This is a genomic window from Streptomyces sp. NPDC054883 (assembly GCF_053610645.1).
This window is the reverse complement of the sequence record NZ_JBSGYT010000001.1, coordinates 64423-84725: the sequence shown is the minus strand read 5'-3', so window position 1 is coordinate 84725 and position 20303 is coordinate 64423. Positions and strand designations below refer to the sequence as shown.

Here is a 20303-nt window from a genome sequence, read left to right as displayed (position 1 = left end):
CGCTCAGCGAACCGGCGTCCGGCCGGCCTCGCGCTGGTGCGGGAGCAGCACCGGCGGCGCGTCCTCCCGTTGCAGCGCGACGGTGCGCGTCGGGGCCGGGATCGAGATGCCCTCCTCCCGGAACCGCTGGTGCAGCCGCTTGATGAACTCGTGCTTGATCCGGTACTGGTCGCTGAACTCGCCGACACCGAGGATCGCCGTGAAGTTGATCCGCGAATCGGCGAACGTGTGGAAGCGGACCGCGCCTTCGTGTCCCGGCACGGCGCCGTTGATGTCGGCCATCACGGTGTCGACCACCTCCAGGGTCACGCGCTCGACGTGCTCCAGGTCGCTCTCGTACCCCACGCCCACCTGTACGAGCAGCGACAACTGCTGTTCGGGCTGCGTGTAGTTGGTCATGTTCGTCCGGGCCAGCCGGCCGTTCGGGATGATGACCAGATTGTTCGACAGGTTGCGGACCACGGTGTTGCGCCAGTTGATGTCGACGACGTATCCCTCCTCACCACTGCTGAGGCGGATGTAGTCACCGGGCTGCACCGTCTTCGACGCCAGTATGTGCACGCCGGCGAAGAGGTTGGCCAGGGTGTCCTGGAGGGCGAGCGCCACCGCCAGGCCGCCCACGCCGAGTGCGGTGAGCAGTGGCGCGATGGAGACGCCCAGGGTCTCCAGCGCGACGAGCACGCCCATGGTGAGCACCACGATGCGGGTGATGTTGACGAAGATGGTCGCCGAGCCCGCCACACCGGTCCGTGACTGCGCCACGGACTGGACCAGCCCGGCGATGACCCGGGCCGCGCTGAAGGTGGCGAACAGGATCAGCAGCGCGGTCAGGGACTGGTTCACGATCCCCGCGATCCGGCTCGTGAGGGGCAGCGTCCCCGCGGCCACCGCGGCGCCCGCGATGACGGCCGCTCCCGGCGCGAGCGTACGCAGCGCGTCGACGATGAGGTCGTCGCCGCTCCACCGGGTCCGCAGGGCGTGCCGGGCCAGCCAGCGCAGCAGGCCGCGCAGCAGGAGGGCGGCCACGCCTCCGGCGGCCAGCGCGATGGCGGCCACGAGCCAGTCGTGGAGGACGAGGTCCCGGTTCAACGCGGGCCCTCCGTTCCGCGCCGGACCGGGGGAGTGGCGACGGCCGCCGCGGGCCGTCGTATGGGGTGTTTCGTCACCTTGTCACCTGTCAGTTCGTCGTGCGGAGGCCGCCGTTCGGGCGATCGGACACCTCGGGAACGGGAGCTTCCATCCTGCCCCATGGGGCGGGGTGCCCCGGCGTCCGGGCCGCCGCCACCGCCGGCCCCCGCCGCCGGTACGGCTGGCGGGTCCCCCCGCTTGGACGCCACGCACCCGGGTAGGCGCCGGTGGAGGGACCGGAGAGCGGCGGAGGTGGGCCATGGAAGCGTCGGTGGACCGGATCGCGGACCCGTGGGGCGGCCGTACGCCCTACGCGCGGGGGGCGGCTTGGCCCGTACGGACCGACATGCACCTCGCCGCCGGGACCGCGGTCGAGGACGTCGAGCGCTGGGTCCAGACGGCGTCCCTCCTGCATTCCGACGGGGACGCCATGGACATCGCGGTCCGCGACGGGCGCATCGTGGGCGTCCGCGGGCGCGCGGGGGACCGGGTGAACCGGGGCCGCCTCGGCCCCAAGGACCTGTTCGGCTGGCAGGCCAACGCCTCCGCGGACCGCCTGACGACCCCTCTCGTCCGCGACGGCGGCCGCCTCGTCGCCTGCGACTGGGACACCGCGATGGGGCGGATCGTGGCCCGCTCGAAGGAACTCCTGGACCGGCGCGGCCCCGGCTCCATCGGCTTCTACACCAGCGGCCAGCTGTTCCTGGAGGAGTACTACACCCTCGCGGTACTGGCGCGCGCGGGCATCGGGACCAACCACCTCGACGGCAACACCCGGCTGTGCACCGCCACCGCGGCGGAGGCCTTGAAGGAGTCCTTCGGCTGTGACGGCCAGCCCGGCTCCTACGCGGACGTGGACCACGCGGACACCCTCGCGCTCTTCGGCCACAACATGGCCGAGACCCAGCCCGTCCTGTGGATGCGCGTACTGGACCGGCTCGACGGAGCCGACCCGCCCCGCCTTGTCTGCGTCGATCCCCGCCCCACCCCGGTGGCCCGCAGGGCGGACGTCCACCTCGCGCCGCGCCCCGGGACGAACGTCGCCCTGCTCAACGCCCTGCTGCACGAGATCATCCGTACCGGTCGCGTCGACCGCGGGTTCGTCGAGGCGCACACGGTCGGCTTCGACGAACTCCGCGAGCGCGTCGACTCCTGTACCCCCCGCTGGGCCTCCGCGATCTGTGACGTCCCCGCGACGGCCATCGCCGGGGCGGCCGAGCTGCTCGGCTCCGCCGAGCGGCTGCTGTCCACCGTCCTCCAGGGGGTCTACCAGTCCCACCAGGCCACGGCCGCCGCCGTACAGGTCAACAACCTGCACCTGGTGCGCGGCATGCTCGGCCGGCCCGGCGCGGGAGTGCTCCAGATGAACGGGCAGCCCACGGCGGAGAACACCCGCGAATGCGGGGCCAACGGAGACCTGCCGGGATTCAGGAACTGGCAGAACGACCAGCACGTCGCGGACCTGGCCCGCGTGTGGAACGTCGAACCGTCAACGATCCCGCACTACGCGCCCCCCACGCACGCCATGCAGATGTTCCGCTACGCCGAGCAGGGGTCCATCCGGATGCTGTGGATCAGCGGCACCAATCCGGCGGTCTCGCTGCCCGAACTAGGCCGGATCCGTTCCGTCCTGGCGCAGGACCGGCTGTTCACCGTCGTACAGGACCTGTTCCTCACCGAGACCGCGCAACTGGCCGACGTGGTCCTGCCCGCCGCCACCTGGGGGGAGAAGACCGGTACGTTCACCAACGCGGACCGCACCGTCCACCTCAGCGAGAAGGCCGTCGAGCCTCCCGGGGACGCCCGCCCCGACCTCGCGATCCTCCTCGACTACGCGCGCCGCATGGACTTCCGTGACAAGGACGGCGGCCCGCTCGTCGGCTGGGACGGCCCGGAGGAGGCGTTCGAGGCCTGGAAGCGGTGCAGCGCCGGACGGCCCTGCGACTACACCGGCCTCACCTACGACAAGCTGCGCGGCGCCGGCGGCATCCAGTGGCCGTGCGACCGGGACCACCCCGAGGGCACCGAGCGCCTCTACGCCGACGGCATCACCTGGGCCCACCCGGACGTGTGCGAGAGCTTCGGCAAGGACCTCGTCACCGGAGCCTCCGTGGAAGCGGTGGAGTACCGCTCCCTCAACCCGGACGGCAAGGCCGTCATCAAGGCCGCCGAGTACCAGGGCGCCCACGAGGAGCCCTCCGAGGAGTACCCGCTCCAGCTCACCACGGGCCGGACCCTCTACCACTTCCACACCCGCACCAAGACCGGCCGGGTGCCGCAGCTGAACGCGGCGGCGCCCGAGGTGTGGGTGGAACTGTCCGCCGCCGACGCGGCCGCCCGGGGGCTCGCCGAAGGCGACCTGGTGGACGTCGGCACGCCCCGCGGCTCCCTGCGCGGCACGCTGCGGATCACCGCGATCCGCGAGGGCCTGCTCTTCGTCCCGTTCCACTACGGCTATTGGGACACCGCCGAGGGCTACGGGCCGTCCGGGGACGGACCGGGCAGAGCGGCGAACGAAACCACCGTCACCGACTGGGACCCCGTGTCCAAGCAGCCGCTCTTCAAGACCGCCGCCGCCCGCCTCACCCTGGTCCGGCGCGGCGACGGAACGCCGGCACCCGCCCCGACCACCACCGCGTCCGCCCCGGCCGGCCGCGGCGGGATCCGCCCGACCACGGGCGGCCCCGAGGCCCACGCCACCCAGAGCACGGACGGTTTCCCACATGACGGCACATCCGGCGAGGCGGCCCGGTCATGAACGGCATCACTCTGACGCTGCGCACGCTGCACCACGGTGAACGGCACCTGGAGCGGGAACTGCTGGCTGCGGCCGAGCGGCACCGCACCGAACACGAGGTGCACCACGTCGCCCTCGACCTCGCCCGGTGGTCCCGCGAACACGCCGCCCGCCTGGCCGAGACGGGCCGGCACTACGGGCTGGACCTCGACGGGCCGCCCCGCCACCCGGACCCGGGCAGCCGCCTCGGCGGGTTGCGGGAGAAGGCGGCGGAGGCCCTCGGGCGGCGCCCCGACCCCGGTCTGCTCCTGCTGCACGACCTCAAGGACCTCTACCTGGCCGCCGCCGAGAACTCGCTGCACTGGGAGATGCTGGCGCAGACGGCGCGGGCCACCCGCGACGCCCGCCTCCTGGCACTAGCGTCCTCCTGCCATCCCCAGACGCTGCGGCAGGTCCGCTGGGCCAACACGATGATCAAAACCCTGTCGCCACAGATCCTGGCCGGCCCCTGACCTGCCCCCGGCCACGGCGGCGGCTCAGGACCCGCCGTCGCGCTCGTTGGCCCTGCGCACCCGCTCGTCGTCGGCCTTCGGCTGCGCGCCCGTCCCGGTCCGCGAAGGAGCCCCGGGCGCCCGGCCGTGATCGTCCACCGTGCCGCCCTCGTGTTGCAGCAGCGGCCGGTGCGGCGGCTGCTCAGGGCGTCCCCCGTTCGCCTCGTCCCCCTCCTGCGCGCCGTCCGGCGGCGGAGCCGCGCAGATCAGGGAGCGCAGCGTCCGCGCGGTTTCCTCCGCGTCGGGAACGCTCACCGCGATCCGGCGGAACGCCGCGTCGCCGCCGAGCTCCAGTCGCAGCACGGAGTCGTCGGCCCGCACGGAGACGAAGTCCGCGCCCTCCGGCGAGCGCCGGATCCCCGTACAGCGCCCGGGGTGCCAGCTGCCCCGGTCCGGTACGCCGCGCAGCACGCGCCACCAGCTGGACTCCACCGCGACCTCGTGCACCGCCGCCAGCGGGACCCGGACGTCCCGTCGGCGGCGGACGGCCAGCCGCTCGCGCAAGGACAGCCGCACGACGACTTCCGCCCCTTCCACCGAAACCCGGGCCATGTCGAGCCTCCTTCCGCCACGCGCGCGGTCCCCGCTGGTGCGCCTACCCGCGGGAACCGGCCGCATGGCCCGGCCGCCGCTCCCCGCCGCCGCCGGTCGCCGGGCGCGGCGAACTCCGGCCGGTGGTCCGCCACCGGCCGGAGCCCTGAATGCCGAGCCGCAGGTTCAGCGCTCGCCGCGGGGCATGTCCATGTCGTCGTCGCGCATCGTGTCGTCGCGCATCGTGTCGTCGTCGAGGGCGCGGTCGTGCGACACCTCACCCGGCTTGCGCTGGCGGCCACCGGGCCGCATGGAGCCGGGGTCCTGGCCGGGCTTCTGCTGCCGCTGGTGCTCCTGCTCCTCGCGGCCCTTGCCCGGCTGGTTCTTGTCCCGCATACCGCCCATGACGGTTCACACTCCTTGCTCTCGTGCGGAGGGCCCCATCGGCCTCCGCCGACGACGCTGCCACGGTCCGCTACGGAGCGCACCTTTTCCGTGACCGAGCGTGTGGTCCAGGGGGTACCTTCCGGCCCTCGGGAAAGGCACGACGGCCCGGTAGAAACCGCGGCGGGAGGGCACGTGCCCGGGTATGGAAACGACACCGAACCGAACCACCGTCTCCTCCACGACCCCGCTGCGCGCCGTCGCGCTGGTCTGCAGCCTTTCTCCTTCGCCGGACCGCTCCAGCTCCCACCTGCTGGCCGAGCAGACGATGGAGGCCTTGGCCGGACACGGCGTGACCGGCAAGGTGATCCGGATCGCCGACCACGACGTCAAGCCGGGAGTGCGGACCGACATGGGCGACGGAGACGCCTGGCCCGGGATCCGCGAGACCGTCCTCGCCAGCGACATCCTCGTCATCTCCACACCGATCTGGCTGGGCCATCCCTCCAGCGTCGCCCAGCGCGTCCTGGAGCGCCTGGACGCGGAACTGTCCGAGACGGACGACCAGGGCCGCCCGCTCACCTACGGCAAGGCCGCGGCCGTGTGCGTGGTCGGCAACGAGGACGGTGCCCACAAGGTCAGTGCCGACCTCTTCCAGGGGCTGAACGACGTCGGCTTCAGTCTGGCGCCCGGTGCCGTCACCTACTGGGTCGGCGAGGCGATGCAGGGCACCGACTACCAGGACCTCGACAAGACGCCCGAGGCGACCGCGGGCACCACCGCCACCCTCGCCGCGAACACCGCGCACCTGGCCCGCTGCCTCAAGGCGGCCGCGTACCCGCCGAGCTGACCCGGCCGCCGGCCCGCCGCCGTGAAGAACCGGGCGGTTCGCGCGCATGGGGAGGGCCGACCGGGGCAGTCGCCACTTCGGAGGTTGATAACTATGGTTCCCCTGCTTCTCGTCCTTCTGCTCGCTCTCATCCTGTTCGGCGCGGGCTTCGCGGTGAAGGTGCTGTGGTGGGTCGCGATCGCGGTCCTGGTGCTGTGGCTCATCGGCTTCGTCGCCCGTCCCGCGGGCGGTGGCGGACGCTGGTACCGCTGGTAGCGCACCGCCGCACACGCGCACACGAATGGGGCCCCCTCCCGACCGGGAGGGGGCCCCACCGCGCTGTCCGGCTCAGGCGCGGCTCAGCACTGGCGCAGGCCGTAGGCCGGGTCGTTGTTCGTGTAGAGGTCGACGGCGGGGACGTTGCCCCAGGCGCCGTTGTCCAGCTGGGTCCAGTACCAGATGTCGTTCTGCCCCTGGTGCGGGTCGCCGTGGCCCCAGCACACGAACCAGTTGTAACCGGTGGTGAGCGTGCCGCGGGTGGCGGAGCGGTACGAGCGGTCCGCGTACCCCTTGGCGCCGACCTTGTTGCCGCAGTAGAGCCGGCCGTCCGAGTGGACGCCGCAGTCGGCGGCGGGCTTGGCGGGGGCGGCGGGCGCGGCGCTCGCCGCGGGCAGTCCGGTGGCGGTCAGGGCGGCCGTGAGGGCGGCCGCACCGGTCAGCAGGGCGATCTTCTTGCGTACGTTCACGGTGTACTCCTCGAAATCCGTTGTTGTCGGTGTGGGTGAAGACGTGTCAGGGGCAGGTGGGGACGCCGTCCAGCCAGGCGGGACCCTGGACGTAGATGTTGGTGATCCAGGCCTGGTAGTCGGGCAGGTAGGACCAGGCGTCGTTGTGGTAGCCCTCGGCGTCCACGGGCTGGGCGTGCTTCTGGCAACCGATCCGCACCCGCGTCGGGCCGTCGAACTTGTGGACCCGCGCGCTGGTCGTGGACGGTTCGGCGTGCGTCCACACGTCCGTGCCCCAGGTGGAGAAGGTGCCGCCCTGTCCGGGTTCGGCACCGATGCGTACGGCCCCGTTGTAGTCGCCGCCGAGCCGGACGTCGCTGACCATCACGTGGGTGCCGGACTGCCGGGCCTCGACCATCTTTCCCGCGCCGAGGTAGACGGCGATGTGGTGGATGCTGTTGTCCCCGCCCCAGGCCAGCAGGTCACCCGGCAGCAGCGGTCCGGTGCCCTGGGACGCGCCGAACCGCGCCGTGACCCGGGACGAGTGGTACTGGGCGTTGGCCGTGCCGGCCAGGACGTCCTGACCGGTGGCCTGTGCGTAGGCGTACCGGACGAGGCCCGAGCAGTCGAACCCCCTTCGTTCCGGGTCGTGCTGGCTGGCCGGATCGGAAGGATCCACCTGCCCGTAGGTGGGGCCCGGCTGCGGCCCGTGGCCGCCTCCCCACGTGTACCAGACGCCGATCTGCGAGCAGGCGGCCCGGACCGCGGCCTGCGCGGCGCCGGACCCGCCCGGCGCGAGGACGTCGCAGCCGCCGTCGGCGGCTGCCGCGGCCCGCGACGGCGGGGCGGCGCCCGCCGGTTGGGCCGTGGCGCCCACGGCGCAGAGTGCCAGGAGGCCGGCCGCCGCGAGGGCGCGCCTCGTTCTGTCAAGGATGGTGCGCATGCCTGGTTCCCCGTTCTCCCCGTTGTTCCCGCCGGCTCCGTGGCCCACGACGGGGTCTCCCCCTTCGTGCTCCGCGGCCGCCCCGCTTCCGCGCCGCCGGCCGCAAGTCCCGCAAGGCCGGCCGGTGACGGCGGTTCCGGTCGGAACACGGCCACCGGCTGCGGTGGTTCGAGACTGGGCCGCGCGGGGCGCCGCTGTCGAGACGCCACGCGTCGCCCGTGCCGTTGGGAAACGGGAAACGCCCCGGGAAACGGGCCCTTCCCGCAGTTCAGCCGGCAGCCGCCGGACACACGCTCCGGTAGGGCAGACCGGGCAGCAGCGCGGCCCAGCGCCCGGGGCCGGTGTCCCCCAGGAGGCGGCACAGCCGGGCGGTGCGCCCGGCGGCGTCGGTGTCCCACAGCCGTACGGTGCCGTCGTTGCTGCTGCTCGCCAGCGTGCCCGGCCGCGCCGGGTCGAAGGTGACGCCCCAGACGGCACCCGTATGGCCGTTGAGGGTAGCGGTCTGCTGCGCGCGGCGCGGATCCCAGAGCTTCACGCTCTGGTCACTGCCGCTGCTCGCCAGCACCTTGCCGTCGGGGCTGAACGCAACCGCCCGTACCGAACCGCTGTGCCCGGCGAGGGTACCGGCCGAGGCGAGCCGGGCGGTGTCCCACAACCGCACCGTACCGTCGTTGCCGCCGCTGGCGAGGATCCGTCCGTCCGGGGAGAACGCCACTCCGCGGACCGAGCCGGTGTGGCCGCGCAGTACCGCCCGCGGCGCCCGCCCCGCGGCCCGTACGTCCGTCACGTCCCACAGACGTACCGTCAGGTCGTCGCTCCCGGAGGCGAGCGTCCGGCCGTCCGGGCTGAACGCCACGGCATTGACGAAGTCCTGATGGGCGTCGAGGGTCGCCTCCCGCCGCCCCGTGCCCACGTCCCACAGGACGACGGTGTGGTCCGCGCCGGCCGAGGCGAGCGTCCGGCCGTCCGGGGAGAACGCCACCGCGAAGACCGAGCCGCCGTGACCGGTCAGCACCGCGGCCGCCTTCCCGTTCGCCGCCTCCCAGGTCCTGACCGTACGGTCGGCCCCCGCGGCGGCGATCAGACGCCCGTCCGGTGAGAAAGCGACGGCGAACACCGAACCCCCGGAACCGGTCAGGGTGGTGAGCAGCCGGCGCCGTCCGGGCTCCCAGACCCGTACGGTGTGGTCCGCCTGCGCCGACGCCAGCAGCCGGCCGTCCGGCGAGAAGGCCGACTGCCACGCCTCGCTGAACGGCCGGATGGCCAGCGCGGCCCGGCCGGGGTCCCACAGCACCACCGACTGGTCGAACCCGCCGGTGGCGAGCTGCTCCCCGGGCCCGGCGGCGACGGCGAGCACGTAATCGGTATGACCCGACAGCGTGTTGATCACCTTGCGGCTTACCGGATCCCACGACTTCACCGTGCCGTCACCGCTCGCACTGAACACGGTGTCCCCCGAACGGCTGAAAGCGACGGCGTTCACGTCGTCGCCGTGGCCGGTGAGCACCGCCCGCTCCGTGCCGCCCGGCAGGTCCCACAGCCGCACCGTCCGGTCGGCTCCGCCGGAGGCCAGGGTGCTGCCGTCCGGGGCGAAGGCGATCCCGAGCACCTGATCGGTGTGACCGGAGAGCACCACCGGACGGCCGGGGCCCGCCGTATCCCACAGCCGCACGCTCCGGTCGGCACCGGCCGAGGCGACGCGGGAGCCGTCCGGGCTGAACGCAACGGCCATCACCGCGTCGTCGTGCCCGGTGAGCACCGCCCGCTCCGTGCCGCCCGGCAGGTCCCACAGCCGCACGGTGTCGTCGAGGCCGCCGGAGACCAGGCTGCGGCCGTCCGGGCTGAACGCCACCGACCGGACGGGACCGCGGTGCCCCGTCAGGGTCGCGGTGAGCCGCCGCGCCCCCACGTCCCACAGCCGCACCGTCCCGTCCGCCCCCGCCGTCGCCAGCCGGCCGCCGTCGGGCGCGAAGGCCACCGAGGCCACCGCCCCGGTGTGCCCGGTGAAGGTACCGACGAGCCGGCGGCCGTCCGCGTCCCACAGCCGGACCGAGGCGTCCGAACTCGCCGAGGCCAGCAGCTTCCCGTCCGGGCTGTACGCGACGGAGTTGACCGCCCCGCGGTGCCCGCCCAGCCGCCCGGCGAAGTACTGCGCCTGACTGCTCAGGAGCGCTCCCCGGGCCTCCGCGGTGGGAGCCGTGCGGTAGGCGGCGGCCGCGAGCAGCATGGAGGCCTCCGGCTGTCCCGCCGCCAGGGCCCGGGACCGTACCGCCATGGCCTGCGACTGCGCCGTCCGCCGCTGGTCCAGCGCCTGCGAACGCTGCTCGAAGGCCAGCCCGCCGGCCGCCAGCGCCACCGCGAGCAGCCCCGCCAAAGTGATCACCAGGGCCCGGCGGATCCTGCTCTGGCGCCGCACCGCCCGGCCGCGCCGCTCCTCCTCGGCCTCGCACGCGGCGATGAACTCCCGCTCCTCGGGGCCGAGCTGGGCCGGGTCCTGCCGCTCGACCCACTCCCGGACCCCGGCGAGCCGCGCGCCCCGGAACAGCAGGCTGGGGTCGCGCCCGCCGCGCACCCACTCCGCGCCGGCGTCGGAGACCCGCTGGCGCACCACGAGGGCCGCCCGGTCCGACTCGATCCACTCGCGCAGCCGCGGCCACGCGTGCAGCAGCGCCTCGTGCGTGATCTCCACCGACGCCCCGTCGGCGGTCACGAGCCGGGCCTCGATGAAGGCGTCCAGCACCCGCCCGCCCGCGCCGGGATCCGGTACCTGCCGCAGCAGCCGGTCCCGTTCGACCGGCCTGCGGGTCTGGGCGCCGGCACCGTCCACGATGTGCACGAGCCTGGTGAGCAGCTGGCGCGCGATGCGCCGCTCGGCCGCCTCCAGCCGGGCGAACACGGACTCGGCGGTGCGCCCGACCGCTCCGCGGATCCCGCCGGTCATCTCGTATCCGGCCACCGTGAGGGTTCTGCCGGTGCGCTGCTGCCAGGTGCCGAGCAGGGCGTGGGCGAGCAGCGGAAGGGAGCCGGCGTGGGCCGCCGGGCGGTCCCCCAGGTCACGCAGCAGCAGCTCGACCAGGCCGGTCTCCAGGGTGAGCCCGGCGCGTGCGGCCGGCTCGCAGACGGCGTGGCGCAGCTGCCCGTCGGACATCGGGCCGAGGGCGAACAGGCCGTGGGTGAACACCTCGACCAGTTCCGGGTGGTCGAGGCAGTGCCCGCAGAAGTCGGCCCGCAGCCCGATGACGACGGCGACGGCGGGGCACACGGCCAGGGAGTGCAGCACGCGGACGAAGGCCCCGCGCTCCCGGTCGTCCTCGCAGAGCGTGAACACCTCCTCGAACTGGTCGACGAGGAGCACCAGCCCGGGCCGGCCGAGGGAGCCCGCCACCGCTTCCGGCAGCCGGTCCGGGCGCTCGGCCAGTTCCTCGGGGGTGATCCCCGCCGCCGCGGCCCCGAGCACGTCCGCCGCACCGCGCAGCAGCTCCTTGAGGGGGTGCGCCCCCGGCGCGCACACCACGGCCGGCCAGTCCCGCGACCCCGCGACCGGCAGCGCGCCCCGGCGCAACGCGGGCAGCAGCCCGGCGCGCAGCAGCGAGGACTTTCCGGCCCCGGACGGGGCCACGACGGCCACCGCGCCGTGCCCGATCCGCTCGGCGAGCCGCCCGGTCAGCTCGGCGGTGGCGCTCTCGCGGCCGAAGAACCACTCGGCGTCCTGCGGTCCGTAGGCGGCCAGCCCCCGGTAGGGGCAGGGCGCGCCGGAACCTTCGGTGCCGGGCCCGTCGCCCTCGGTGCGGGCCTGGGGAACGGCCGGTGCCCGGGGGACCCGGCGCACCAGTTCACCGCCCGCGTCGAGGGCCTCGTCGCATCTGCGGGCGACGTCGGGGGTGGGCGGCTTGCGCCCGTTCTCGATCTTGCTGAGGTAGCCCTTGCTGTAGTGGATCGAGCGGGCCAGGTCCGAGAGCGACACGTTGCGCCGCCGGCGCAGGCGTCGTAGCTCGGCGGCGAATTCGTCGAGGGTCTCGTCGTCCGTCGGCACGGGGCCTACCTTCCCGCGCGGACGCGGCGTACGCCTGACGGGGAACGAGTTCGTCCGCTCTGGGGGACACCCCGGTTGACGGCCCCTCACCGGCCGGACGGCCGGGGCCCGTCAAGTCCGGAGCGCCCGGGACGGTCATGGCGTCCGACGGACCCCGTGCATGCGTAGGCTGCGACCGCCACTTCGCGCCGCCAACCGAGTTGAGGAGCAACGTGTCCCTGACCATGGACCGTCGCCTGGCCGTCAGCGCCGCCCTGATCGTGATGATGTCCGGGCTCGCGCCCACCGCCACCGCGTACGCCGCGCCGCCCGCATCCGCACCCGCACCCGCCCCCGCGCCGGACCTGGCTGCCCTGACCCGGGCGTTGCGGAACACCACCGCCGCCGGAGCGCCCGGCGCCATGGCCCGGCTCACCGGCCCTGCGGGCGTGCGGACGAAGGCCGTCGGTGTCCAGGACCGGAGCACAGGCGCCGCCATGGACCCCAACTCCCGCTTCCGGATCGGCAGCGTCACCAAGACCTTCTCCACCGTGGTGCTGCTGCAACTGGTGAACGAGGGCAAGATCGGCCTGGACCGGCCCGTGGGCCACTACCTGCCGGGCCTGCTGCCCGACGACCGGATCACGGTGCGCCACCTGCTCACCCACCGCAGCGGGCTCGCCGACTACACCAACGCCATGTTCGACCGGACCGTTCCCGGCTTCGAGGCCGTCCGCACCAAGGTGTTCGGCTACCGCGAACTGGTGGACCTCTCCCTGCGCGAGCCGCGCACCTCCGAGCCCGGCGCGGCGTACAGGTACTCCAACACCAACTTCGTCGTCGTCGGCATGCTCATCGAGAAGGTCACGGGGAACCCGGTCGCCGAGGAGTACGAGCGCCGCATCATCAAGCCGCTGAAACTCAGGAACACCTCCTACGTGCACCCCCGGACCGAGATCAAGGGCCCGCACGCGCACGGCTACCTGTACCCCGACGAGGCCGGGGCGGCACCGGTCGACGCCACCGAACAGACCGTCTCCTGGGCCCAGTCCGCAGGGGCGATGATCTCGAACGCGGCCGACCTGAACACTTTCGTCTCCGCGCTGCTGGGCGGCAGGCTGCTGCCGCCCGGCACGCTCGACGCCATGCTCGCGATGACGCCCACCGACGCGACGAACACCCGTTTCTACGGTCTGGGCCTGCGCCGCTACGACCTGTCCTGCGGCACCTCGGTGTACGGCCACACGGGCACCGTCCAGGGCTTCTACACGTACGCCTTCGCCACCCGCGACGGCGCACGCAGCCTCGCCGCCATGGCGAACACCTCCAACCGGGGCGAGGCCAACACGGCGCTCGGCGGCACCCTCGAAGCGGCGTTCTGCGGCGCACCGCCCGCCGCCAAGGGCGCCACGGGCCGCGGCTTCGCCGCCCTCCCCGCCGACGCGGACCTGCCCGAGCACGGCGGGGTGCGCTGATCGCGCCCGGCCCGGGCGCACTGCGGCGCGTCATCCCGGCTGCGGTGCGACCGGGACGGTACCTCTTGAGGGGGGCCGCCGCCGTGGCGCCCCGGCATCGGGCGAGGGACGGAGCACGGCTGTGCGGGATTCGACGGGTGATGCCCTGGGCGCGCCGTGCTGGGTGAGTCTGGCGACGCGGGACCTGGAGGCCGCCCAGCGCTTCTACGGAGCGGTCCTCGGCTGGTCGTTCCGGCCGGGCCGCCTCGGCGAGGGCCTGGCCGTCGCCGAGGTGGAGGGCGCGCCGGTCGCCGGCATCGGGGCCCTGGCCGGGGAACTGGAGCTGCCCGCCGCCTGGACGGCCTACTTCGCCGTCGAGAGCGCCGACGAGACGGTGGCCCGGATCCGCGAGCGCGGCGGAACGGTCGGCGTCGGGCCGGTCTCCTTCGACACCGGCGGCCGCGGCGCCCTGGCCACCGACCGCGACGGCGCCGTCTTCGGGATCTGGGAGGGGATCGTCTTCTCGGGCTGGCGCGTGGGATCCGGCCATGCTCCGGCGTGGCTGGAACTGCTCACCCTCAACGCCTTCGACGCGGCCGTCTTCTACGGCGAGGTGCTCCGGTGGACCGACGGGCCCTGCGAGATCTCCTACGAGGACGATCAGGTAGTCCTGCGCCACCTCGGCGAACCCGTCGCCCGGCTCAACAGCGGCCCGGTGGAGACGGCCGCCCTCCAGCCGCAGGTCCGGCCCCGCTGGCGGGTCCACTTCCGGGTCCCCGCCCTGGAACCCGCCCTGGAGGCGGCCACGGCGCTGGGCGGGCGGATCATGTCGGACATCGAGCAGAACGCGTCCGAACGCTGGGTCGCCCTCCGCGACCCGGACGGGGCCCTGTTCACGGTCACGGCGTCCCTGACGGAGGACTAGTGCCGGGCGCCGGGACCCGGTGGACCTTTCCGGTCACAGCACTAGCGGGTGTCCGGGCCTGAGCGGCAGGAATCGGGGGTCACTCCGCGCGGCGCTTGTCCTCGTCTGTCCACTCGCGGGTGTCGCGCGGTTCGACGTACGGCTCCTGGTCCGGCGGGAGGCCGCCGGCGATGGCCCGGGCCCGGCTCATCTCGGCGTCGAACTCGAGGCCGAGGAGGATGGCCAGGTTGGTGATCCACAGCCAGATCAGGAAGACGATGACACCGGCCAGCGTGCCGTACGTCTTGTTGTACGAGCCGAAGTTCGAGACGTACAGCGCGAAACCGGCGGACGCGGCCATCCAGATCAGCAGCGCGAGGAAACTGCCGGGGGTGATCCAGCGGAAGCCGCGGCCCTTGGCGTTGGGAGCGGCCCAGTACAGCAGCGCGATCATGACGGTGACGAGGAGGACCAGCACCGGCCACTTGGCGATCGACCACACCGTGACGGCGGTCTGCCCGAGGCCCAGCGCGTCCCCCGCGCGCCGGGCGAGACTGCCGGTGAACACCACGATCAGCCCGCTCGCGCACGCCATGACCAGCAGCCCCACCGTGAGGGCGAACCGCAGCGGCAGCACCTTCCATACGGGCCGCCCCTCCGGCACGTCGTAGACGGCGTTGGACGCGCGGATGAACCCGGCGACGTACCCGGACGCCGACCAGAGTGCGGCGATCAGGCCGACGACGGCGACGATCGACCCCAGCCCGGTGCCGCCCTGGAGCTGACGGACCGCGTCCGAGATGATGTCCCGCGCCGAGCCGGGCGTCAGCTTCTGCAGGTTGTCCAGCACCGACTGGGTGGCGGACTTCCCCGCCACCCCCAGCAGCGACACCAGCACCAGCAGCGCCGGGAACAGGGACAGGACGGCGTAGTACGTCAGGGCCGCGGCCCGGTCGGTGAGCTCGTCCCGCTGGAACTCCCGGACCGTCCGTTTCAGCACGGCCCCCCACGACTTGCCGGGCAGGTCCGTCGGCTCGTCGGGAGCCCTGTGCTCCACCTCGGGGCCGGGGCCGGGGCCGGGGCCGGGGCCGTGACCTGGGCCGGAGCCGGAAGCGGGCTCGGCGGGCCGGGCGTGCCCGTCGTGGTCGCCCCTGTCGCGCGGAGCCGGAGTGTCGTTCATGCCAGGCGGATGTCCACTCGTGCCCGGGCGAAACCTCGGTCGTCGGGGCCTGGGCCGCGTCGCCCCTTCATTTGCGGGCAGACGCGCCAATACGAAAAGGGCAGAGCACGACAACAGCAGAGCACTACGACCCGGAAAGGCGACGCAGATGTCGACGACGACGGCCGGTGAGCACGTTCCGGCGGGCCCGGTATGGCTGCACCTGGCGCTGATGGCCGTGGCGCTGCTGGTCCTGGTCCACGACCTCCGGCGGAGCAGCCGCTGACCCGGAAGGGCAAGGCCCCCGCCGCCCACTCACAGGAGACCGACATGGAAACGACCGTTCCCGTCCCGTCCCCCCTCCTCGACGAAGCCAGGACCTCGCTGCGCGACGTCAGTGACCCCGCCGCCCGCGCCCTGGTCCTCGCGGTGCTCGGTGCGGCGCGGGAACTCCAGGACCTGGCCCGGACCGCCGAGAACCTCGACGCCCGCCTGGAATCCCTCAACCAGTACCTCGGGGCCATCGCCAACAAGCCGTAGCCCGAGCCGCAGCCCCACGCCCCCGCACCGGGCCGGCCGCGCATGCCGGCCGCGAGTCGGGGCAGCCGCCCACCATCAGTACGGCAAGGATGAACGGAAGTGGTGCGGGTGCGTCTGCGCAGTGTCGGGGTGGAGGAGGAACTCCTCCTGGTCGGACCGGAGAGCGGCGAGCCCCTCTCGGTGTCCGGCGCGGTTCTGGCCGAGGCGGAACGGCATGGTGTCGGAGAGGACGAGGGCACCTTCGAGAAGGAGCTGATGCGCGAGCAGGTGGAGTTCTCCACCAAACCCGTGACCGCGATGGGGGAGCTGGCCGAGGAGATCGCCAGATGGCGCTCCGAGGCCGCCCGGCACGCGGCGAAGGCGGGCGCGGAGGTGGCGGCCCTCGCGACCTCCCCGGTGCCCGTACTGCCCTCCACCAGCCCCGGGGAACGCTACGCGTGGGTCGCGGAACGGTTCGGCCTCACGGCACAGGAGCAGCTGACCTCCGGCTGCCACGTGCACGTCGGCGTCGACTCCGACGAAGAGGGCGTGGCCGTGATCGACCGCATCCGGCCCTGGCTGCCCGTCCTCACCGCCATCAGCGGGAACTCACCCTTTTGGCAGGGCCAGGACAGCGGATACGGCAGCTACCGCAGCCGGGTGTGGAACCGGTGGCCCTCCGCCGGGCCGACGGAGATATTCGGCAGCGCCGACCGCTACCACGAGCAGGTGTCCGCCATGGTCGCCACCGGGGTGCTCCGCGACAAGGGAATGATCTACTTCGACGCCCGGCTCGCGGCGAACTACCCCACCGTGGAGATCCGCGTCGCGGACGTCTGCCTGCACCCTTCCACCACCGTCCTGCTCGCGACCCTCGTCCGCGGACTCGTCGAAACGGCGGCGCGCGCCCGGGAGGCCGGCGAACCCCCGGCCCGCATCGGTGTGGGCCTGCTGCGGCTGGCATCGTGGCGGGCGGCGCGCTCGGGCATCGACGGGCCCCTCATCCACCCGGCCACGATGCTGGAGACACCGGCCCGCGCCGTGGTGGACGCCCTGTTCGAGCACGTACGCGAGGCCCTTGAGGACCACGGGGACGCCGCCGCGGCCCGCCAGGGCATCGAGGAGCTCTTCGCGCGCGGCAACGGCGCGCGGGTCCAGCGCGAACTGCTGCGCAGGACCGGGGACCTGGGGGCGGTCGTACGGGAGTGCGCCCGCATCACCACCACGGAATAGCCCCGGCGGCCCGCGCGCTCGTGCCCCTGCCCCTGACGGAGGGACAGGGGCACGAGCGCGCCCGGGCCGGGCGGCCCTACCGGGCCAGGACCGAATCGTCGAAGGTACGGGCGCCGGGGAGCCGGTAGCGGGCGGCCGTCAGCGCCGCGTCCACACTGGAGGTACCCGTCGCGACGCACAGCGTGTGCGCGACCTCGTCCATACGGCTACGGGCCTCCGCGGTGTCGTCGTGGGCGCACAGGAGCGCCAGCGCCCAGTAGCGCTCGACGAGACCGGACAGCACGGCCGGGTGGGCCATCAGCATGGGCGGATCCTTTCGGAAAGCCGGACGATCTTGGCCTTCGGCTGCCCCCGTTGCGCGGTGCTACACCCACGGGCCCGGCGGAACCCGACCGGCGGCGTCCGGGGATGCTCGGGTTCCCGCGGGGTATTCGGGTCGGCAGGAGACACGGCACCCTACGGACGAAGGGACACGGTGAGGATGATGGCCATGAGGGCAGTGGGGTGGGCCCGTTCCTTTCCGGTGTCGAACGGCGTGCGCGCGGCCCGGCAGTGGACCGCGCAGCACCTCGCGACGCTGGACTGGGCCCCCGACGCCCCGGACACCGTCCACTCGATCCTGCTCAGCGTCTCCGAACTCGTCGCGAACGCCCATGTCCACGCCGCCGAGACCGCCCACCTCGTCCTGACCTGGGACGGCAAGTGCCTGCACGTGAGCGTGGCCGACGCCGATCCGCGGCTGCCCAGGCCCCGGGAGGCCGGCGAGGGCGCCACCTCCGGCCGGGGCCTCGGCATCGTCGACGCCCTCGCCGACACCCTGGACGTCCACGCCTCCCACGGCGGCAAGGCCATCTGCGCCTGCTTCCACCCGCCGCTCAGCGCACCTGGATGCCGATGAGGCAGGTGTCGTCGTCCGTGTCCGACCTGCTGTGCCTCAGCAGCCGGTCGAGCCGCTTCTCCAGGGAGTCCGCTTCCCGTCCCGCGAGGGACAGGAGCTGCGACAGGGAGTCCGTCACCGAGACGTCGCGCCGTTCGACGAGCCCGTCGGTGTACATCAGCAACGTGTCCTCCGGCTCCAGCCGTACCTCCTCCTCCTCGAAATCGGCCTCCGGCAGGGCCCCGAGCAGCAGCCCCTGGGCCATCGGGAAGGCCTGTGCCTCGGTGCCCCGCACCAGGACCGGCGGCAGGTGCCCGGCGCGCGCCCAGCGCAGCACCCGCGTCCGCGGGTCGTAGACGCCGCACACGGCGGTGGCCGTCACGTTGCTGGTCAGGTGGTGCGCGACGGTATTGAGCCAGGACAGCAGCTGGGCCGGCCCGGCGCCGGTCACCGCAAGGCCCCGCAGGGCGTTGCGCAGGATCACCATGCCGGTGGCCGCCTCGATGCCGTGACCGGCCACGTCCCCCACGGACAGCAGCACCATGTCGTTGGGCAGGACGACCGAGTCGTACCAGTCGCCGCCCACCATCGCCTCCGACTCCGCGGGCCGGTAACGGACCGCGATGCGGATGCCGGGAACCTCCAGCGGGGCCGGCGCGGGAGGCATGATGGCGTGCTGGAGCTGGAGGGCGAGCCGACTGCGCTCGGCCGCCTCCGCCTCGGTGTGCGCGAGCTGGTCCCGGGTGGCGGCGAGGGCGACCTCCGTCCAGTGCTGGGAGGAGATGTCCTGGTAGGCGCCGCGCACCGCGTGGAGGCTGCCCCGGTCGTCGAGCACGGGTTCCGCGACGAGCCGGATGTGCCGGGTGATGCCGTCCGGGCGCTGGAGCCGGAAGTCCACCGCGGATTCGCGCAGGTGGTGCAGGAGCGTGCGCAGGAAGCGGTTGATGGAGACCACGTCGTCCGGGTGGGCGTGGTCGGCCAGTTCCTCCAGCGGGACGGGGGAGGAGGTCATGGGCCGCCCGTAGAGCGTGAACAGCTGCCCGTTCCAGGTGATCTCACCCGTGGTGATGTTCTCCTCGAAGCCGCCCACCCGGCCGAGGCGCTGGGCGTGCTGGAGGAGGCTGGCAAGCCGCGCCGTCTCGTCCTCTATCCGCCAGATCAGCAGCAGGGCCGCCCCGTGCCGGCTGATGCTGGCGTCCGCGATCGCGGTGAGGGGCACGTCGTCCACGAACGCGGTCAGCGCCATGCGCTGGGTCCGGCAGGGCTCGCCCGTCGCGTAGACCCGTTCGAGCTTGTCGAACAGCCCGTTGTCCTCCGCGGCCGCCGGGTACGCCTCCAGGAACGACGAACCGCACACGGAGGTGCGCGGCCGCCCGGCTGGGTCGATGAAGCGCTCGTTGGCGTGGTGGACGCGGAAGTCCGCGAGCCGGCCGCCCGGGTCCAGACAGGGCGTCAGCACGAGCGCCGGGTCGTACAGGTTGTCGGCGAGGTTGACCATCTCGGCCACTCCGGCGCAGCCCGCATCCGGGTCGGCGGGCCCGGCGGAGGGTGCCACGGCCTGGTCGCCCAGGGTGTGCCCGCACAGCTCGGCCAGCGCCTCCAGCTGGCGCAGGATCTGCGGGGGCTGCGGTTCGAGCGGGTCCGGCCAGCACACCTCCAGCACGCCGTGGATCCGGCCCCCGGTGCCGGCGGGCACCACGATGCGGCCGCCCGCCGGATGCTGGCGCCGGCCGATGGAGGGGATGCCGGAGTCGCTCAGCCGCGGTACGAAGGTCAGCTCGCGCTTGTCCAGCGCCAGGTGGGCGCAGGTGGCGACCTCCGGAGGGACGTAGCGCCACCTGCTCGCCTCCTCCTCCGGGAACCCCGCGTGCCCGACCAGGGTCAGCGAGGAGTCGGAGCCCGCCACCCAGACCGCGACCCCGTGCGCCCCCAGCGGGACCAGGGCGTTCTCCAGCAGCGCCGCGGCCACGGCCTGCGCGTCGGCGGCGGCCAGCAGTCCGCTCTCGGCGGCGCGCAGCCGTACGGCGGGAGTGCTCGCGCCGGGTACGGGGCCCGGCTGGCCGGTGTTGTCCAGGAACTCCTGAGCGACCTCGCTGACGTGGTCGCGGGCGGCCTGGTTGACGACGTCGACCGCCAGCGCGAGCAGTGTCGTCCCGGACTGCTGGGCCAGCTTGGCGAGTTGCCGCGCCGCCTCGGCCGGACCACAGCCGAGGCGGCCGACGAGGATGCCCTTGGCCATTTCGACCAGCGCTCGGCCGTCCGCGGCGGCCTGGGCCTCCCGGACCTCCTGCCGCAGCCGCTCGACGGTGGCGGCCAG

Annotated in this window: 18 protein-coding genes; 9 read left to right on the top strand and 9 right to left on the bottom strand. The window is 73.6% G+C overall.

Annotated elements, in window-relative coordinates:
- Positions 1 to 3: 3 nt before the first annotated feature.
- Positions 4 to 1089, bottom strand: coding sequence for a mechanosensitive ion channel family protein (locus ACWGH1_RS00430; protein WP_453355981.1), 1086 nt, complete (start codon positions 1087 to 1089; stop codon positions 4 to 6).
- 298 nt (positions 1090 to 1387) lie between these two features.
- Between ACWGH1_RS00430 and ACWGH1_RS00425 the strand changes: the two genes are divergently transcribed.
- Both ACWGH1_RS00425 and ACWGH1_RS00420 read left to right on the top strand, forming a co-directional pair.
- Entirely contained in the window at positions 1388 to 3886 is a 2499-nt protein-coding gene (locus ACWGH1_RS00425) for a molybdopterin oxidoreductase family protein (RefSeq protein WP_453355980.1), read from the top strand.
- The gene (locus ACWGH1_RS00420) at positions 3883 to 4377 is read left to right on the top strand and encodes a hypothetical protein (protein WP_453355979.1); all 495 of its coding nucleotides are present in this window, start codon (positions 3883 to 3885) and stop codon (positions 4375 to 4377) included. The genes ACWGH1_RS00425 and ACWGH1_RS00420 overlap by 4 nt, the downstream gene beginning before the upstream one ends.
- Positions 4378 to 4401: 24 nt before the next feature.
- Here ACWGH1_RS00420 and ACWGH1_RS00415 read toward each other — a convergent pair whose 3' ends face one another.
- Both ACWGH1_RS00415 and ACWGH1_RS00410 read right to left on the bottom strand, forming a co-directional pair.
- On the bottom strand, positions 4402 to 4968 hold the full coding sequence (locus ACWGH1_RS00415) for a hypothetical protein (protein WP_453408274.1): 567 nt from the start codon (positions 4966 to 4968) through the stop codon (positions 4402 to 4404).
- 165 nt (positions 4969 to 5133) lie between these two features.
- Positions 5134 to 5352, bottom strand: coding sequence for a hypothetical protein (locus ACWGH1_RS00410; RefSeq protein ID WP_453357710.1), 219 nt, complete (start codon positions 5350 to 5352; stop codon positions 5134 to 5136).
- A gap of 184 nt (positions 5353 to 5536) precedes the next feature.
- On the opposite strand from ACWGH1_RS00410, the gene ACWGH1_RS00405 reads away from it, so the two are divergent.
- Both ACWGH1_RS00405 and ACWGH1_RS00400 read left to right on the top strand, forming a co-directional pair.
- Entirely contained in the window at positions 5537 to 6181 is a 645-nt protein-coding gene (locus tag ACWGH1_RS00405; protein ID WP_453357709.1) for a flavodoxin family protein, read from the top strand.
- Positions 6182 to 6274: 93 nt separating this feature from the next.
- Complete coding sequence (locus ACWGH1_RS00400; RefSeq protein WP_190183959.1) at positions 6275 to 6436, top strand: hydrophobic protein; 162 nt, start codon at positions 6275 to 6277, stop codon at positions 6434 to 6436.
- 83 nt (positions 6437 to 6519) lie between these two features.
- On the opposite strand, the gene ACWGH1_RS00395 is transcribed toward ACWGH1_RS00400, so the two are convergent.
- From ACWGH1_RS00395 to ACWGH1_RS00385, 3 genes are all read right to left on the bottom strand, one after another.
- Positions 6520 to 6906, bottom strand: coding sequence for a hypothetical protein (locus tag ACWGH1_RS00395; RefSeq protein ID WP_453357830.1), 387 nt, complete (start codon positions 6904 to 6906; stop codon positions 6520 to 6522).
- Positions 6907 to 6952: 46 nt separating this feature from the next.
- On the bottom strand, positions 6953 to 7828 hold the full coding sequence (locus ACWGH1_RS00390; protein WP_453408273.1) for a C40 family peptidase: 876 nt from the start codon (positions 7826 to 7828) through the stop codon (positions 6953 to 6955).
- Between the two features lie 268 nt (positions 7829 to 8096).
- Complete coding sequence (locus ACWGH1_RS00385; protein ID WP_453355414.1) at positions 8097 to 11861, bottom strand: nSTAND1 domain-containing NTPase; 3765 nt, start codon at positions 11859 to 11861, stop codon at positions 8097 to 8099.
- Between the two features lie 224 nt (positions 11862 to 12085).
- Between ACWGH1_RS00385 and ACWGH1_RS00380 the strand changes: the two genes are divergently transcribed.
- Positions 12086 to 13315, top strand: coding sequence for a serine hydrolase domain-containing protein (locus tag ACWGH1_RS00380; protein WP_453355415.1), 1230 nt, complete (start codon positions 12086 to 12088; stop codon positions 13313 to 13315).
- A 121-nt stretch (positions 13316 to 13436) separates the two neighbouring features.
- A complete protein-coding gene (locus ACWGH1_RS00375) occupies positions 13437 to 14219 on the top strand; it encodes a VOC family protein (RefSeq protein WP_453408272.1) in 783 nt (260 codons plus the stop codon).
- Positions 14220 to 14298: 79 nt separating this feature from the next.
- Here ACWGH1_RS00375 and ACWGH1_RS00370 read toward each other — a convergent pair whose 3' ends face one another.
- On the bottom strand, positions 14299 to 15378 hold the full coding sequence (locus ACWGH1_RS00370) for a YihY/virulence factor BrkB family protein (protein WP_453356971.1): 1080 nt from the start codon (positions 15376 to 15378) through the stop codon (positions 14299 to 14301).
- 309 nt (positions 15379 to 15687) lie between these two features.
- Here ACWGH1_RS00370 and ACWGH1_RS00365 point away from each other — a divergent pair, with 309 nt between their 5' ends.
- Both ACWGH1_RS00365 and ACWGH1_RS00360 read left to right on the top strand, forming a co-directional pair.
- The gene (locus ACWGH1_RS00365; protein WP_453356970.1) at positions 15688 to 15897 is read left to right on the top strand and encodes a hypothetical protein; all 210 of its coding nucleotides are present in this window, start codon (positions 15688 to 15690) and stop codon (positions 15895 to 15897) included.
- A gap of 114 nt (positions 15898 to 16011) precedes the next feature.
- Complete coding sequence (locus ACWGH1_RS00360) at positions 16012 to 17109, top strand: glutamate--cysteine ligase 2 (protein WP_453408356.1); 1098 nt, start codon at positions 16012 to 16014, stop codon at positions 17107 to 17109.
- A 76-nt stretch (positions 17110 to 17185) separates the two neighbouring features.
- Here the strand turns inward: ACWGH1_RS00360 and ACWGH1_RS00355 are convergent, their stop codons facing one another.
- The gene (locus ACWGH1_RS00355; RefSeq protein ID WP_453408271.1) at positions 17186 to 17413 is read right to left on the bottom strand and encodes a DUF5133 domain-containing protein; all 228 of its coding nucleotides are present in this window, start codon (positions 17411 to 17413) and stop codon (positions 17186 to 17188) included.
- Between the two features lie 186 nt (positions 17414 to 17599).
- On the opposite strand from ACWGH1_RS00355, the gene ACWGH1_RS00350 reads away from it, so the two are divergent.
- Positions 17600 to 18007: an ATP-binding protein gene (locus ACWGH1_RS00350; RefSeq protein WP_453357681.1), complete on the top strand. Its 408-nt coding sequence runs from the start codon at positions 17600 to 17602 to the stop codon at positions 18005 to 18007.
- On the opposite strand, the gene ACWGH1_RS00345 is transcribed toward ACWGH1_RS00350, so the two are convergent.
- Positions 17985 to 20225, bottom strand: a complete 2241-nt coding sequence (locus ACWGH1_RS00345) for a SpoIIE family protein phosphatase (RefSeq protein ID WP_453408270.1) — start codon at positions 20223 to 20225, stop codon at positions 17985 to 17987. The two genes, ACWGH1_RS00350 and ACWGH1_RS00345, sit on opposite strands and share 23 nt — an antisense overlap.
- Positions 20226 to 20303 lie beyond the last annotated feature (78 nt).